The sequence below is a fragment of the Streptomyces colonosanans genome (assembly GCF_001866645.1).
Taxonomy (GTDB): Bacteria; Actinomycetota; Actinomycetes; order Streptomycetales; family Streptomycetaceae; genus Streptomyces; species Streptomyces colonosanans.
This window is the reverse complement of record NZ_MLYP01000043.1, coordinates 148,390-163,193: the sequence shown is the minus strand read 5'-3', so window position 1 is coordinate 163,193 and position 14,804 is coordinate 148,390. Positions and strand designations below refer to the sequence as shown.

Genomic DNA, 14,804 nt, shown 5'->3' with positions numbered 1-14,804 from the left:
AGCGTGAGCCGGGCCCGGTGCCCGAACATCCACCTCACCTGCTCACGTTCCGTGGTCACGCGACCACGGTAACATTGGCTCATGTCACCTCGCTGGACCCCAAACCCAGACGTACGTACCGGACGGCACGTCGTCCACCATCTGCACGTTCATTTGGTTTTTGTCACCAAATACCGGCGTGGAGTGCTCACAAACGATCTCCTGGCGCGCTGTGAGGAGATCATGCGAGAGGTCTGCACCGACTTCGAAGCCGAACTCAGCGAGTTCAACGGCGAGGACGACCACGTCCACCTGCTCGTGCACTACCCGCCGAAGGTCCAGCTCTCCAAGCTGGTCAACTCGCTGAAAGGCGTCTCCGCCCGCCTCCTGCGCAAGGAGTTCGACGCGCACGTGCGCCGGTATCTGTGGGGCGGACACTTCTGGTCCGGCTCTTACTACGCCGGATCCGTCGGCGGAGCACCCCTCACCGTCGTCCGCCAGTACATCGAACAGCAGAAGCAACCCGCCTGACCGGGCTGTGCCCCTTCGAGGGCGGTGCTACGACTCTCCGCGCCGCCCCTACGGGATGGCCTTCACCTCCGCCCTGAAGGGCGGAGCACTGGCCAAGACCATCGGTAGACACCTTGGAACCCCACCGCCGTCAGCGGCTCGGATACGGGCGCGGCCGAGCCCACGGTCACGCCAGGGGTGACGCATCGGACAGGGCTTTCTCCCACAGCCCTCGCACCAACGCCAGTGCCGCATCGAGGGCCGGTGGGACCTCGGTGTCGAGTTCCCTCGCCAGCTCTGGGTAGGTTTCGCGCCACAACGGTGGCGGGTCCGGCAGCTCGTCCGGTACAGGGTGCGTGGCACGGGCGGCGAAAACATGCCGTACCACCTCCACAAGCGTGGCGTCACCTTGCAGGCCGTCTTCGGCAAGCAACACGAGGTCCACCAAGTCCTTGACACGCGTGTTCGGACGTCCACCGTAATCCCGGGTGAAGGCGTGCAGTTTCTCGGCGAAGTGCTGCCGCCGGTCGACGGCCTCGATCGTGCGCTGCGGGGTTCCTGCGAAGTCCAGAGTGTTGGGGAGCGGGAGGTGTTCGGTCCGTGCGATCTCCTCCCCTCTGTCCACCACGTCCACGCGAACACCCGCAAACAGTTTTCCTGCCAGGTGAGCCTCGACGGAGAACCGCCAACCGCCACGCCCGGCCGCGTCTGCCCGCAGTGGGGCGGGGGCAGCGACGCGAAAGCGGAATCCGTCCCCGTCGAGATCAACGGCGAGAGCGTCGATCAGTAGTTCCCGGACACCGTCGCCCTCCGCGTCCAAGCCGTCTTCCGGCCGCAGTGCAAGGTCGAGGTCCTTGGTCGTGCGGGCGCGCTCAGTGAGCCGGAACTCCATGACCGCCCCGCCCTTGAGTACCCAGCCGCCGACTGTGTCCTCCGCGAGCCGAGCCGCCATGCGGTCGAAGACAACCAGGCGCCGCCGTCGGGCCAGGTCCGTGCCGGTCACGTCGGCGTCGTGCTTCAGCCGGGCTTCGAGGGCGCGCCGCAGCGCTGCGGCGTCACGGTAGCGGGCGGTCACAACATTGCTCCCAGCGCCCGCTCGACACCCAGTTCCGCACGCGCCCCCAGCGCTTGAGCGGCGTGGAGCAGTTTCCTCCGGGTCACGAGGCCCTGCTCCAGCGCTTCTGCCACAGCTCCGTCGAGCACATCCTGGTCCTCACCGTCTGCCGCATACTCCGCCAGAGCCCGAAGCGGAGTCGTCACCCGGTACCCCGCCCGGTCCTCCACATCCGGTTCCGCCAGTTCCGCGCGGTGCAGGATCACCGCGTCGGACTTCTGGCGAAAACCACGTGGCACGGTGAGGTGAATGCGCGACGGGTTAGCCGTGCCCAGGTCATGAGCAGCAAGAGCGGTGGCATGCGAGACCACCGCGCTCCCCTTGCTCCACAGCGACCAGCGCACCAGTTGCTCGTCACCCTCCGCGGGGAGATCGGAGAACTCCCGGAAGCGATAGAGCGCACGATCGATCGCGAGCCAGTTGCCACGCCGGGCGTGATAGCGCTGAGTCTGGTACGAGTACCCGGCCCGCAGCGCCTGCGCAGCGGTGAAGTAGCCGCGCTGGCCGGCAGCGACTCGCCAGAGGGCTGCGCGACTGTTCATACGATCGCTAACCATCCCCTCACGCTAGCAAGAAGACTCAAAGATTACTTCAGTTTCATGCCGAATTTCTGCACAGAACTAAAATTCTCTTTGCGTTACGCGAAAGACAGCAGCCGCTCAGCGTCGGCGTTCACGGACAAGGTCCCGGCAAAGTTGCACTGACGCCGTCGGCCAGACACTCGAACCACACCGTCTTGCCCCGCCCGTCGGGACGAACGGTGACACCCCACCGATCGGTGACGGCGGCCACGATCACCATCCCGCGCCCACCGTCACCGAGCGGATCACCTCCCGCCCGCACGGGCAACTCCGGGCAGCCGTCGGCGACCTCGACCCGCGCTCCGCCAGGCTGGAGCAGAAAGCAGATGCAGCAGCGGCGGCCGGGTACATGCCGCACGACGTTGGCGACCAGCTCGGTGAGCGCCAGTTCGGCGGCGTCGGTCACCTCGGCCAGCCCCGAGCCGACGAGATACAGCCGCAGGATGCGACGCAGATGCCTGGCCGAGTGCTCTCCCACGGCAAACTCGGCGTGGTACTCGCTTTCGACGTCCGTCGTACGCGGACCAGTTACGTGATTCACGCCATAAGCATGCAACGCTGTGCATACGCTCTGCTACGCAACGAAATGAACGCCGTGAGGCGTTGCAGGTGTAGTTCCGAAGCGAGGTGCCGCCGTGGCCAACATCCAGTCGCTCGACCCCACCGCCTCCCCCCTCGACTACTACGGCTGGGAACTACGCCGCCAGCGCGAGGCCCACGGCCTCAAACAGGGGCAGCTCGGCGAGATCATCTTCTGCACGGGATCACTTATCGGCCAGATCGAGACCACGAAGAAGGTCCCCACCCGCGACTTCTCCGAGCGCGTGGACGCGGCCCTCGGCACGGACGGCCTGTTCTCCCGCCTGATCGGCCTGGTCCTGCGCAGCCAACTGCCCCACTGGTTCCAGCCGTACGCGGAGATGGAGGCGAAGGCGACGTACATCTCCACGTATCAGGCGCAGTTGGTGTACGGGCTGTTGCAGACGGAGGAGTACGCGCGGGCGGTGCTCGCCACCGGTAAGCCGGACGACTTGGAAGGCCTGGTGGCGGCCCGGATGGAACGCCAACGCATCCTGGGGCGAGAGCAGCCTCCGCTCGCCTGCGTCGTCTTGGACGAGGCCGTGCTGCACCGGCCGATCGGCGGCCTGGAGGTCATGCGGAAGCAACTGGAGCACCTGTTGGAATTCACAGGCCATCGCTGGCTGCAGGTACAGGTGCTGTCGTACTCGGCGGGTGAACACGCCAGCCTGGCTGGTTCGTTCACTGCCATGCGCTTCGATGACGACCCGGACGTTGTCTACACGGAAGACCTCATCTCCGGCCACATGACGGCCAATCCGGAGACCATCAGGGAAGCCGCGCTCCGTTACGCTCGCTTGCAGGCCACCGCACTCTCCGTGGAGGATTCGGCGGCGCTGATCACCCGCGTGATGGAGGAGCGTTATGAAGACCCGTCCGGACACGAGGAACACACCGTGGCGTAAGTCCAGCTACAGCGGCAGCACTGGCGGCGACTGCGTCGAGTGCACCGTCACCGACGGCGCAGCCTGGCGCACGTCCTCGTACAGCGGGAACACCGGAGGCGAGTGCGTCGAGGTCGCCGACGGCTGCCCCGTCGGCACCGTCCCGGTCCGCGACAGCAAGAACCCGTCCGGTCCGGTCGTAATCGTGGGCGCGCAGGCGTGGGACGCGTTCGTCGACGGTCTGAGGTAGTAAGCCGGGCAGCGACTCTCTCGGTCAGATGCCCTCGAAACCGATGTGCGTGTGGTGGTGGCGAGGAGTCTCGATCTCGTCGAGCAGGGCGATCGCGAAGTCGCCGTAGGAGATGCGGCCGGCCATGCGGACGTGGCTATGGGCATACCGGCCGGAGCGTGCTCCGTCATGCTCGAAGTCACCGGCTGGGCTGACGATCAGCCAGTCCAGCGTGGTGCCCGAGGTGCGCAGCACGGCCGTGCCCGCTGCGTGGCCGAGGCAGAAAGGCCGGTATTCCTGCGGAAAGCCGGGGGCCATCAGGGTGCCCTTCGCCGCGGTCGCCGTACGGCTCCCGAGGGGCCGACCACATCTGGACGAACGCCAACGGGGCGGCGGCCGTCGTCTGCCAGGACTCGGGCGGCGCTTCCGTGAGGGGTGCGATTGATCGTCAGGTCGGCGCCGAGGCCACGGGCAAGGCGTCGCAGAAGAAGAATCGTCGGGACGGTTCCGCCGCCTTCGATGCGGGAGGCCTGAGCTGCTTCATGCCACCGCATTCAGCGAGTTCCGTCTGGGAAAGACCCTTTTACCAATCCTGAGGCAACCATTGGACGATGCAGGGTTTCTGACGTCTCGCGTGCTGCAATCGATGGGAGACATGCGATGAAACCTCGTACAGCGACGGGCCGCCGGCCTCGGTCGGCGGTCTCGGGCTCTCTGTCCGGCTGGGCTCCGGCTGCGGCGGCGCTGCTCCTGGCCATGACGTCGTCCTGCGCCGGCTCTGCATCGGGGGACGGTGCCGCCGCGGTCGCGAGGCCCGGCGCGGCCGGAGTGGGTGACCGGCTGTTCCCGGGGCTCGGCAATGGTGGCTACGACGTGGCGCATTACGGGCTGACGCTGGATTACGTGCCGGAGACCAACCACCTGAAGGGCACGGCGGTCATCACAGCGCGGGCCACCCAGGATCTGCGCCGCTTCGGCCTCGACCTGTCAGGGCTGCGGGTGCGCACCACCACGGTGCAAGGAGCGAAGGCCCAAGTCGCCCGTTCGGGCAACAAGTTGATAGTGACGCCGGCGAAGGCGGTGAGGAACGACGAGGTCTTCAAGACAGTCGTCACTTACGACGGCACCCCACGCACGATCGAGGGCGACGACGGAAGTCTCGAAGGCTGGATCGAGACCGATGACGGCTCGACCGCCCTGGGCCAGCCGACCGGCTCCATGACCTGGTTCCCGGGCAACCATCACCCATCGGACAAGGCCACGTACGACATCACGGTCACCGTGCCCAAGGGCGCGGAAGGCGACTTCTACGACGTGGTAAGCAACGGCAAGCTGATCACGGAGGAGGACAAGGGTGAGACGGTGACACGGCACTGGCGCACCGAGGAGCCCATGGCCAGCTACCTCGCCCACGTCTCCGTCGGCTACTTCGAGATCCACAAGGGCTGGACACACGACCACCTGCCCGTCTACGTCGCCGTCGACCCCGACGAGTCCGAAGACGCCACCGCTGTCGCGGACCTGGTACCCGAGATCGTCGACTGGGCAGGCGAACGCTTCGGCCCCTACCCCTTCTCCTCGACCGGTGCCATCGTCGACCACCTGCCCGGACTCGACTACGCCTTGGAGACCCAGACCAGGCCTTACTTCGCCGAAGCTCCGGACGAGGTGCTGCTCGTGCACGAACTGGCGCACCAGTGGTTCGGCAACTCCGTGACCCCGCGCAAGTGGAAGGACATGTGGCTCAGCGAGGGGCTGGCCACCTACGCGGAGTGGCTCTGGGAGGAGAAGCAGGGCGGCAGGAACACCGACGAGATCTTCGAGGACTTCTACGACGGAACGGACGCCGAGAGCAAGGGTATCTGGGCCTTCCCTCCCGCCGATCCGCCCAGCGGAGGGCGCGTGTCCGACCCGCCCGTCTACGGACGCGGCGCCATGGTCGTGCACAAGGTGCGCAAGGCCGTCGGTGCCGAGACCTTCTTCGACATACTCCGTACCTGGACGCGACAGCACCGGCACGGCAACGCCGACACCCGGCAGTTCGTCGCTCTGTGCGAGAGCAAGTCCGGGAAGGACCTGACTGAACTCTTCGACACCTGGCTCTTCAACAAGAAGAAGCCGTCTCGCATGTGATGAGAGCGATCCGATGAGAGAAGGGCTCTCTCCCTGAAGGATGCTCGCGCGCCAAGCGCGTCAGCCCTGGCAGTCCAGCGGATCCGGCCCGCTCACCCCTCCATCTCCCACGTCAGCACCTCCGCGCTCGTCAGCCCCCGCATCTCCACGTCCTCGGCGGCACCCGTGATCCGCACCGCGTCGCCCGCTCTCAGCTCCTCACCGGCCAGCCCCACTACCCCCCGTACGACATGGACATACACATACGCGGCACCCGGAACCTCTGTCCGCTCCCCCGCCCCGAGTCGCCGGACATGGAGCATGGCGCCCGCCCGAGGGACCGCGTACGGCGTGGAGTCCGCGATGCCGTGGACGACCTCGTAGCCGGGGTCGTCGCCCGGTTCCCGGGGGGTCAGCCACATCTGGACGAAGACCAACGGGACATCGGCGTCGTTGCGTTCCACGTGGCGGACGCCGCCCGCCGCGCTCAGCCACTGGACGTCGCCGGGGCGGATCACCGACGTACGGCCCGTGGAGTCGCGGTGGGTCAGCTCGCCCTCCATCACCCAGGTGACGATCTCCGTGTGGCTGTGCGGGTGTTCGTCGAAGCCCGCGCCGGGTGCCAGCCGCTCCTCGTTGCAGGCGATCAGCGCACCGAAGCGGAGGTTGTCCGGGTCGTAGTGCGGACCGAAGCTGAAGGCGTGCAGGGACTCGATCCCGGCGGCCGGGTCCCCTCCCCGGTAGCGCTCGCCGGCGCGCCGTACATCCATCACAGGCTCCACGGTAGCCCCGCGTCCGCCGCCCGCAGGGACCCACCGCGGCACGACGCCGTCCCGATAAGGCAGTCTTGTTCCCGTGCCCGAACCCGAAACCCACAGCAGAACCGAACCCGCAGCGCACTCCGTCCATCCGCACGCCGCGACGCTGAAGCGACTGGAGAAGTCCTCCGGAAGCCTCGCCGCGCAGGCCATCGCGCGCATGGACGAGACACTGCCGTGGTACCGGGCGATGCCCCCGGAGAACCGTTCCTGGATCGGGCTGGTCGCCCAGGCGGGCATCGCCGCGTTCACCGAGTGGTTCCGGCACCCGAACACCCCGCAGGCCATCTCCACCGATGTCTTCGGCACCGCGCCGCGCGAGCTGACCAGGGCCATCACCCTGCGGCAGACCGTGGAGATGGTGCGCACCACCATCGAGGTCATGGAGTCCGCCATCGACGAGGTGGCCGCTCCCGGTGACGAGTCCGTGCTGCGCGAGGCGCTCCTCGTGTACGCCCGTGAGATCGCCTTCGCCACTGCCCAGGTCTACGCCCAGGCCGCCGAGGCGCGCGGCGCCTGGGACGCGCGCCTGGAGTCGCTCGTCGTGAACGCCGTGCTCAGCGGGGAGGCCGACGAGGGGGCCATCAGCCGGGCCGCCGCGCTCGGCTGGAACTCACCCGAGCATGTGTGCGTGGTGCTGGGTACGGCACCCGACGGTGACAGCGAACTGACCGTCGAGGCCACCCGGCGGGCCGCCCGGCACGCCAAGCTCCAGGTCCTGACGGGCGTGCTCGGGGACCGGCTCGTCGTGATCGTCGGAGGCAGCGACAACCCGCTCGCCGCCGCCAAGTCGCTCATCGGGCCGTTCGCCGCCGGACCTGTCGTCGCGGGGCCGATCGTGCCGGACCTGCTCACCGCGACCCGGTCCGCACAGGCCGCCACGGCGGGCCTCAAGGCGTGTTCTGCCTGGCAGGACGCACCGCGGCCGGTCCTGGCGGACGATCTGCTTCCGGAGCGCGCGATCGCCGGCGATCCCAGCGCACGCGAGCAACTGGTGGAGGAGATCTACAGACCACTGGAAGAAGCCGGCTCCGCACTCCTGGAGACCCTCAGCGTGTATCTGGAGCAGGCCTCCAGCCTCGAAGGCGCCGCCCGGATGCTCTTCGTTCACCCGAACACCGTGCGCTACCGGCTCCGACGTGTGACTGACGTCACCGGCTGGTCACCCTCTGATGTACGCTCCGCGTTCACGCTGCGGATCGCACTGATCCTTGGGCGTCTGGCCGAGGCTGATCCTCAGATCTAGCCTTTTGTGGGAGGTCCACAAAACCCCCTGCGGTTCTTCGTCCCTGTCCCCACGGGCGGCTCCGGCCGTCCCCAAGAGAGAGTGTGAGAGTGCTCGTACTCGTCGCTCCCGGCCAGGGCGCCCAGACGCCCGGCTTCCTGACCCCCTGGCTCGACCTCCCAGGTGCCGCCGACCGTGTCGCCGCCTGGTCGGACTCCATCGGGCTCGACCTCGCCCACTACGGCACGCAGGCCGACGCCGACGCCATCCGGGACACCGCCGTCGCCCAGCCGCTGCTGGTCGCCGCCGGCCTGCTGTCCGCCATGGCACTGGGTGACATCGCCCCCGATGCCGTCGCGGGCCACAGCGTCGGTGAGATCACCGCGGCCGCCTTCGCCGGCGTCCTCGACGACTCGGCCGCACTGGGCCTCGTACGCAAGCGTGGCCTGGCCATGGCCGAGGCCGCCGCCATCACGCCCACGGGTATGTCGGCGCTGCTCGGTGGTGACCCCGAGACGACGATCCCGCACCTGGAGAAGCTGGGGCTGACCCCGGCGAACGTGAACGGCGCCGGGCAGATCGTCGCCGCCGGCACCCTGGAGCAGCTGGCCGCCCTGGCCGAGGACAAGCCCGCGGGTGTGCGCCGCGTCGTCCCGCTGAAGGTGGCAGGCGCCTTCCACACCCGTCACATGGCCCCCGCCGTCGACACCCTCGCGCGGGCCGCCGAGGCGCTGACGCCCGCTCAGCCGAAGGTCACGTACGTCTCGAACAAGGACGGGCAGGTCGTCACCGACGGTGCCGAGGTGCTGCAGCGCCTGGTCGGCCAGGTCGCCAACCCGGTCCGCTGGGACCTGTGCATGGAGACCTTCCAGAAGCTGGGCGCGACCGCGCTGATCGAGGTCTGCCCCGGCGGCACCCTCACCGGGATCGCCAAGCGTGCGCTGCCGGGCGTCGCCACCCTGGCCCTGAAGACCCCCGACGACCTCGACGCGGCTCGCGAGCTCATCGCCGAGCACAGCGCCTGAGAAGGAGCCCGAGAGTATGTCGAAGATCAAGGCACCCAAGGGCGCTCCGTACGCGCGCATCCTCGGCGTGGGCGGCTACCGCCCGGTCCGGGTGGTGCCCAACGAGGTGATCCTGGAGAAGATCGACTCCTCCGACGAGTGGATCCGCTCCCGCTCCGGCATCGAGACCCGGCACTGGGCGAACGACGAGGAGACCGTCGCCGCGATGGCCATCGAGGCGTCGGGCAAGGCGATCGCCGACGCCGGGATCACCGCCGACCAGATCGGCGCGGTCGTCGTCTCCACCGTCTCGCACTTCAAGCAGACCCCGGCCATCGCCACCGAGATCGCCGACAAGCTCGGCACTCACAAGGCCGCCGCCTTCGACATCTCGGCCGGCTGCGCGGGCTTCGGCTACGGCCTCACGCTCGCCAAGGGCATGATCACCGAGGGGTCCGCGGAGCATGTCCTGGTCATCGGCGTGGAGCGCCTGTCCGACCTGACCGACCTGGAGGATCGGGCCACCGCCTTCCTGTTCGGCGACGGCGCGGGCGCGGTCGTCGTGGGCCCCTCCGACGAGCCGCGCATCGGTCCGACCGTGTGGGGCTCGGAGGGCGACAAGTCCGAGACGATCAAGCAGACCGTGTCGTGGAACGAACTGCATGCCGGCGACGTCTCCAAGCTTCCGCTCGACAGCGAGGGCAACGTCAAGTTCCCCGCGATCACGCAGGAAGGCCAGGCGGTGTTCCGCTGGGCCGTGTTCGAGATGGCGAAGATCGCCCAGCAGGCGCTGGACGCGGCCGGGATCACCGCGGACGACCTGGACGTCTTCATCCCGCACCAGGCGAACGTGCGGATCATCGACTCGATGGTGAAGACGCTCAAGCTGCCGGAGCACGTCACCGTCGCCCGTGACATCCGCACCACCGGCAACACCTCGGCCGCCTCGATCCCGCTCGCGATGGAGCGGCTCCTGGCGACCGGCGAGGCCAAGAGCGGCGACACCGCGCTCATCATCGGCTTCGGGGCGGGGCTCGTGTACGCCGCATCGGTCGTTACCCTCCCCTAGGCACTCCGTGCCGGATCATGCAATCCGGTACGGGAACTGCAGACACCTGCCGCTGACGCGGTGGGCGCAACACCCTCTGAATATCTACGAAGGAGCGCCTGACATGGCCGCCACTCAGGAAGAGATCGTCGCCGGTCTCGCCGAGATCGTGAACGAGATCGCCGGGATCCCCACCGAGGACGTCCAGCTGGACAAGTCCTTCACCGATGACCTGGACGTCGACTCGCTGTCCATGGTCGAGGTCGTCGTCGCCGCCGAGGAGCGCTTCGAGGTGAAGATCCCCGACGACGACGTCAAGAACCTCAAGACGGTCGGTGACGCCGCCGAGTACATCCTCAAGCACCAGGCCTGATCGACCGATCACCTGGGCATAAAGCCCGACCCCGGGCCGTCGGGCCCGGCCGTCGGGCCGTTGCCCCGCCACCCGGCGGTGGCGCCGCTGAATCCTCGTATCCGTTGGAGAAAGAATTCCCGTGAGCTCGACCAATCGCACCGTGGTCGTCACCGGTATCGGCGCAACCACACCGCTGGGTGGCGACGCGGCCTCTACCTGGGAAGGCCTGGTCGCAGGCAAGTCCGGCGTCCGGCCGCTGGAACAGGACTGGGCCGCCGAGCAGGCGGTCCGCATCGCCGCGCAGATCGCCGTGGAGCCGTCCGAGATCATCCCGCGGCCCCAGGCCCGCCGTCTGGACCGTTCGGCGCAGTTCGCGCTGATCGCGGCCAAGGAGGCCTGGACGGACGCCGGTTTCACCGGCAAGGCGGGCGAGGACGGCAACGTCGACCCCGACCGGCTGGGCACGGTCATCGCCTCCGGCATCGGCGGTGTGACGACCCTGCTGGACCAGTACGACGTGCTGAAGGAGAAGGGCGTCCGCCGTGTCTCCCCGCACACCGTGCCGATGCTGATGCCGAACGGCCCGTCCGCCAACGTGGGCTTGGCCGTGGGCGCCCATGCCGGTGTGCACACCCCGGTCTCCGCCTGCGCGTCGGGCGCCGAGGCCATCGGCTACGCCATCGAGATGATCCGCACCGGCCGCGCCGACGTCGTCGTCGCCGGCGGTACGGAGGCGGCCATCCACCCGCTGCCGATCGCCGCGTTCGGCAACATGATGGCAATGTCCAAGAACAACGACGACCCCGAGGGCGCGTCGCGGCCCTACGACGACGCCCGTGACGGCTTCGTCATGGGCGAGGGCGCGGGCGTCCTGGTCCTGGAGTCGGCCGAGCACGCGGCCAAGCGCGGTGCCCGCGTCTACGCGGAGGCGGTCGGCCAGGGCATCTCGGCCGACAGCCACGACATCGTGCAGCCGGAGCCCGAGGGCCGCGGTATCTCGCACGCCCTGCAGAACCTGCTCGACAACAACGACCTGGACCCGGCGGAGATCGTGCACGTGAACGCGCACGCCACCTCCACCCCGGCCGGTGACGTGGCCGAGCTGAAGGCGCTGCGCAAGGTGTTCGGCGACGACACGGACCACATGGCGGTCTCCGCGACCAAGTCGATGACGGGTCATCTGCTCGGTGGCGCGGGCGGCGTGGAGTCGGTGGCGACCGTTCTCGCGCTGTACCACCGCATCGCCCCGCCGACGATCAACGTCGAGAACCTCGACCCGGAGGCCGAGGCCACCGCCGACATCGTCCGCGGCGAGGCCCGCAAGCTGCCCGTCGAGGGCCGTATCGCCGCGCTGAACGACTCGTTCGGCTTCGGCGGACACAACGTGGTCCTGGCGTTCCGTTCGGTCTGATCCCGGCACAGGCACCCATGAGGAGGGCCCCCACCACCTGGTGGGGGCCCTTCCCATGCCCTTGAGGTCTCATGCCTCGGGTTCGCGCGGCCTCGGGTTCGCGCGGCGTTGAGGGGGCGTCAGACGACCTGGTGCAGCCACCGCACCGGAGCGCCCTCGCCGGCGTACCGGAAGGGCTCCAGTTCGTCGTCCCACGGCTTGCCCAGCAGCTTGGCGAGTTCGGCCTCCAGGTCCGTCTCGCCATGCTGGGAGCGCACCAGCGCGGCGCGCAGCCGGTCCTCGGGGATCAGGATGTCGCCGTGGATGCCGGTGACCGCGTGGAAGATACCGAGGTCGGGAGTGCAGCTGTAGCGCTCGCCCTCGGCGGTCGGGCAGGGTTCCGCGGTGACTTCGAAGCGCAGCAGGTGCCAGCCGCGCAGCGCGGAGGCGAGCTTGGAGGCGGTGCCGATCTCGCCCTGCCACGAGAACTCGGATCTCCAGGTGCCGGGGGCGGCGGGCTGCCGGATCCAGTCGAGGCTGACACGCGTCCCCAGCACGCCCGCGACTGCCCACTCGACGTGCGGGCACAGTGCGCGTGGCGCGGAGTGCACGTACAGGACTCCACGTGTCGTCACCTGAACCTCCGGGCAGACCGCGACATCTTGTAACTTTACGGAACGGGTGTGGCAGGACGGCCACGGGGCGAGGCTACCGTGCGGCGGCGCAAGGAGTGTGACGTACCGTCGGTCCCGATGCCCGCAAACTCCAAGGTTTCACCCAAGGGGACGCGGGGTTGACCCAACATGTTCGAAGGTCGGTCGAACGATCGCGGGCACAGACCGACCGTGGACGACGAACGAGGGGACCAGGGGATGCGGAAGCGAAGCCACCGTTCGCGGGCCGTCGTCACGATCGCAACCGCGGCCATTGTGGGAATCGTCGGGTGCGACGCCTCCGGTGGCCGGGGGAGCACCCCGCCGGGCTCGGCCGCGCGGTCGTCCGCGAAGCCCACCCCGGTCTGGGACCGTTCCCCCGACTCGATCGCCGCCGTCGGTGACTCCATCACGCGCGGCTTCGACGCCTGCACCGTGCTGTCCGACTGCCCCGAGGTGTCGTGGGCGACGGGCGGCGACAGCGATGTCGACAGCCTCGCCGTACGGCTGCTCGGGGCGGCCGGGGCCGCCGAGCGCAGCTGGAACTACGCGGTGACCGGGGCACGGATGACGGATCTGCCCGATCAGATGACGCAGGCCGCGGCGAAGAAGCCGGAACTGGTGACGGTGATGGTGGGCGCCAATGACGTCTGCCGTACCTCCACCTCGTCGATGACCTCGGCCGCCGACTTCCGCACCCAGTTCAAGGACGCCATGGACACGCTGCGCGAGTCGCTGCCCAGGACGCAGGTGTACGTGTCGAGCGTGCCGAACCTGAAACGGCTGTGGTCGCAGGGCCGCACCAACCCGCTCGGCAAGCAGGTGTGGAAGCTGGGCATCTGCCCGTCGATGCTGGCCGACGCGGACGCGCTGGACGCGGCGGCGACCAAGCGGCGCGACATGGTGCACGCCCGTGTGGAGGCGTACAACGGGGTCCTGCGGGAGGTCTGCGCGAAGGACCGGCGATGCCGCTTCGACGGCAACGCGGTCTTCGACTACCACTTCGGCCCCGGCCAGCTCAGCCACTGGGACTGGTTCCATCCGAGCAGGAACGGCCAGGCGCGGCTCGCCGAGATCGCCTACCGCACCGTCACCGCGAAGAAGCCTGTGACCTAGTGTCTTGTGATTCGGTCGACGTTACCTCTGCGGATCACAAACCTGCTGGTCAGCGGGCCTTTGAGGTATCGCGCGAAGTACGCGATCAGCAACACGCGACACTAGGGTTTCCGCATGAGTGAACTCTTCGGCACGCTGTCCGACGGTACGCCGGTCCACCGCTGGACGCTGGAGCGGGGCGGGGTGCGGGTGCGGGTTCTGTCGTACGGCGGGATCGTGCAGTCGGCCGAGGTCCCCGACCGGGACGGCCGTCCGGCCGACGTGGTCCTGGGCTTCCCGGACCTGGACGGCTACGTCGGGAATCCGGGGCCGTACCTCGGGGCGCTGGTGGGGCGGTACGCCAACCGCATCGCGGGCGCCCGCTTCACTCTCGACGGCCGGACCCACGCGCTCGAGCCGAACGACGGGCCGAACTCTTTGCACGGCGGCGAGCGGGGCTTCGACAAGCGTGTGTGGGAGGTCGAGCCCGTCGAGCACGGTGTGCGGCTGTCCCGGGTGAGCCCGCACGGCGAGGGGGGCTTCCCGGGCCGGCTGGAGGTCTCCGCGACGTACAGCCTCGACGCGGACGGCGCACTGCGGATCGGGTACGAGGCGGTCACGGACGCGCCGACCGTGGTGAACCTGACGAACCACGCGTACTGGAACCTGGGCGGTTCGGGCAGCGCGGGCGGGCACGAACTGCGCATTGCTGCCTCGCGGTTCACCCCGGTGGACGCGGGCCTGATCCCGACGGGCGTGCTCGACGACGTGGACGGCACGCGGTTCGACTTCCGGGAGTCCCGGACGGTCGGCTCGGGGTACGACCACAACTTCGTGCTCGACAAGGGGGTGACCGGCACGCCGGAGGAGGTCGCCGAGTTGTACGACCCGGCGTCCGGGCGGTTCCTCACCGTGGCGACGACCGAGCCCGGACTCCAGCTGTACACCGCGGACCATCTCGGCGTCCCGTTCACCGCCGGCGAGGGGATCGCGCTGGAGACGCAGCACTTCCCGGACTCCCCGAACCGCCCGGAGTTCCCGAGCACGCAGCTGCGGCCGGGCGAGGTGTACCGCTCGCAGAGCGTGTACGGCTTCGGCGTCCGCGGCTAGCTAGTGCTGCGACCGGAAAGGTCTGCCGGAAAGCTCGGGGCGTCCGGTGCTGGGGGCACCTCCCTCGCCCTTCAGGCGGTGGGGGAGCATCGCAAGGCGGAGCACATCACCCGCGTAC

17 protein-coding genes are annotated in these 14,804 nt (G+C 68.8%); 11 read left to right on the top strand and 6 right to left on the bottom strand.

Annotation, left to right across the window (positions count from 1 at the left end; all coding sequences use genetic code 11):
- The first annotated feature begins 81 nt into the window (after nt 1–81).
- Entirely contained in the window at nt 82–510 is a 429-nt protein-coding gene (tnpA, locus tag BIV24_RS17655) for an IS200/IS605 family transposase (protein WP_071367284.1), read from the top strand.
- Between the two features lie 166 nt (nt 511–676).
- Here the strand turns inward: tnpA and BIV24_RS17650 are convergent, their stop codons facing one another.
- The 3 genes from BIV24_RS17650 to BIV24_RS17640 all read right to left on the bottom strand — a co-directional run bounded on the left by BIV24_RS17650 (nt 677) and on the right by BIV24_RS17640 (nt 2,725).
- Nucleotides 677–1,564 (bottom strand): nucleotidyl transferase AbiEii/AbiGii toxin family protein, encoded by an 888-nt coding sequence (locus BIV24_RS17650; protein ID WP_245766848.1) that lies wholly within the window; start codon nt 1,562–1,564, stop codon nt 677–679.
- Entirely contained in the window at nt 1,561–2,145 is a 585-nt protein-coding gene (locus tag BIV24_RS17645) for a type IV toxin-antitoxin system AbiEi family antitoxin domain-containing protein (RefSeq protein WP_245766847.1), read from the bottom strand. The genes BIV24_RS17650 and BIV24_RS17645 overlap by 4 nt, the downstream gene beginning before the upstream one ends.
- Before the next feature lie 130 nt (nt 2,146–2,275).
- Complete coding sequence (locus BIV24_RS17640) at nt 2,276–2,725, bottom strand: ATP-binding protein (RefSeq protein WP_071367282.1); 450 nt, start codon at nt 2,723–2,725, stop codon at nt 2,276–2,278.
- 94 nt (nt 2,726–2,819) lie between these two features.
- Between BIV24_RS17640 and BIV24_RS17635 the strand changes: the two genes are divergently transcribed.
- Entirely contained in the window at nt 2,820–3,668 is an 849-nt protein-coding gene (locus tag BIV24_RS17635) for a helix-turn-helix domain-containing protein (RefSeq protein WP_071367281.1), read from the top strand.
- Nucleotides 3,628–3,897, top strand: a complete 270-nt coding sequence (locus BIV24_RS17630) for a DUF397 domain-containing protein (RefSeq protein WP_071367280.1) — start codon at nt 3,628–3,630, stop codon at nt 3,895–3,897. Before BIV24_RS17635 ends, BIV24_RS17630 begins: the two co-directional genes overlap by 41 nt.
- Before the next feature lie 24 nt (nt 3,898–3,921).
- On the opposite strand, the gene BIV24_RS17625 is transcribed toward BIV24_RS17630, so the two are convergent.
- A complete protein-coding gene (locus BIV24_RS17625; RefSeq protein WP_177198751.1) occupies nt 3,922–4,194 on the bottom strand; it encodes an NAD(P)-dependent oxidoreductase in 273 nt (90 codons plus the stop codon).
- Nucleotides 4,195–4,536: 342 nt separating this feature from the next.
- Here BIV24_RS17625 and BIV24_RS17620 point away from each other — a divergent pair, with 342 nt between their 5' ends.
- Nucleotides 4,537–6,009, top strand: coding sequence for a M1 family aminopeptidase (locus BIV24_RS17620; RefSeq protein WP_079168333.1), 1,473 nt, complete (start codon nt 4,537–4,539; stop codon nt 6,007–6,009).
- Nucleotides 6,010–6,101: 92 nt separating this feature from the next.
- Here the strand turns inward: BIV24_RS17620 and BIV24_RS17615 are convergent, their stop codons facing one another.
- Nucleotides 6,102–6,758, bottom strand: a complete 657-nt coding sequence (locus BIV24_RS17615) for a pirin family protein (protein ID WP_071367279.1) — start codon at nt 6,756–6,758, stop codon at nt 6,102–6,104.
- An 85-nt stretch (nt 6,759–6,843) separates the two neighbouring features.
- Between BIV24_RS17615 and BIV24_RS17610 the strand changes: the two genes are divergently transcribed.
- The 5 genes from BIV24_RS17610 (at nt 6,844) to fabF (ending at nt 11,849) form a co-directional block, all read left to right on the top strand.
- Nucleotides 6,844–8,052 (top strand): PucR family transcriptional regulator, encoded by a 1,209-nt coding sequence (locus BIV24_RS17610; RefSeq protein ID WP_071367278.1) that lies wholly within the window; start codon nt 6,844–6,846, stop codon nt 8,050–8,052.
- A gap of 89 nt (nt 8,053–8,141) precedes the next feature.
- A complete protein-coding gene (locus BIV24_RS17605; RefSeq protein WP_071367277.1) occupies nt 8,142–9,056 on the top strand; it encodes an ACP S-malonyltransferase in 915 nt (304 codons plus the stop codon).
- Nucleotides 9,057–9,072: 16 nt separating this feature from the next.
- Complete coding sequence (locus BIV24_RS17600) at nt 9,073–10,104, top strand: ketoacyl-ACP synthase III (protein ID WP_071367276.1); 1,032 nt, start codon at nt 9,073–9,075, stop codon at nt 10,102–10,104.
- 103 nt (nt 10,105–10,207) lie between these two features.
- Nucleotides 10,208–10,456 (top strand): acyl carrier protein, encoded by a 249-nt coding sequence (locus tag BIV24_RS17595; RefSeq protein WP_071367275.1) that lies wholly within the window; start codon nt 10,208–10,210, stop codon nt 10,454–10,456.
- 121 nt (nt 10,457–10,577) lie between these two features.
- Nucleotides 10,578–11,849 (top strand): beta-ketoacyl-ACP synthase II, encoded by a 1,272-nt coding sequence (gene fabF / locus BIV24_RS17590; protein ID WP_071367274.1) that lies wholly within the window; start codon nt 10,578–10,580, stop codon nt 11,847–11,849.
- A gap of 119 nt (nt 11,850–11,968) precedes the next feature.
- On the opposite strand, the gene BIV24_RS17585 is transcribed toward fabF, so the two are convergent.
- On the bottom strand, nt 11,969–12,463 hold the full coding sequence (locus BIV24_RS17585; protein ID WP_071367273.1) for a DUF3145 domain-containing protein: 495 nt from the start codon (nt 12,461–12,463) through the stop codon (nt 11,969–11,971).
- Nucleotides 12,464–12,700: 237 nt separating this feature from the next.
- On the opposite strand from BIV24_RS17585, the gene BIV24_RS17580 reads away from it, so the two are divergent.
- Both BIV24_RS17580 and BIV24_RS17575 read left to right on the top strand, forming a co-directional pair.
- Nucleotides 12,701–13,597, top strand: a complete 897-nt coding sequence (locus tag BIV24_RS17580; protein ID WP_071367272.1) for an SGNH/GDSL hydrolase family protein — start codon at nt 12,701–12,703, stop codon at nt 13,595–13,597.
- A 114-nt stretch (nt 13,598–13,711) separates the two neighbouring features.
- On the top strand, nt 13,712–14,686 hold the full coding sequence (locus BIV24_RS17575; protein WP_071367271.1) for an aldose epimerase family protein: 975 nt from the start codon (nt 13,712–13,714) through the stop codon (nt 14,684–14,686).
- Nucleotides 14,687–14,804 lie beyond the last annotated feature (118 nt).

Bases quoted from the DNA above. Each gene is read 5' to 3' on its own strand.
- BIV24_RS17615 (WP_071367279.1), bottom strand. From the start codon at position 6,758: ATGGATGTACGGCGCGCCGGCGAGCGCTACCGGGGAGGGGACCCGGCC.
- BIV24_RS17595 (WP_071367275.1), top strand. From the start codon at position 10,208: ATGGCCGCCACTCAGGAAGAGATCGTCGCCGGTCTCGCCGAGATCGTG.
- BIV24_RS17620 (WP_079168333.1), top strand. From the start codon at position 4,537: ATGAAACCTCGTACAGCGACGGGCCGCCGGCCTCGGTCGGCGGTCTCG.
- tnpA (WP_071367284.1), top strand. From the start codon at position 82: ATGTCACCTCGCTGGACCCCAAACCCAGACGTACGTACCGGACGGCAC.
- BIV24_RS17600 (WP_071367276.1), top strand. From the start codon at position 9,073: ATGTCGAAGATCAAGGCACCCAAGGGCGCTCCGTACGCGCGCATCCTC.
- BIV24_RS17630 (WP_071367280.1), top strand. From the start codon at position 3,628: ATGAAGACCCGTCCGGACACGAGGAACACACCGTGGCGTAAGTCCAGC.
- BIV24_RS17580 (WP_071367272.1), top strand. From the start codon at position 12,701: ATGCGGAAGCGAAGCCACCGTTCGCGGGCCGTCGTCACGATCGCAACC.
- BIV24_RS17625 (WP_177198751.1), bottom strand. From the start codon at position 4,194: ATGGCCCCCGGCTTTCCGCAGGAATACCGGCCTTTCTGCCTCGGCCAC.
- BIV24_RS17575 (WP_071367271.1), top strand. From the start codon at position 13,712: ATGAGTGAACTCTTCGGCACGCTGTCCGACGGTACGCCGGTCCACCGC.
- BIV24_RS17645 (WP_245766847.1), bottom strand. From the start codon at position 2,145: ATGAACAGTCGCGCAGCCCTCTGGCGAGTCGCTGCCGGCCAGCGCGGC.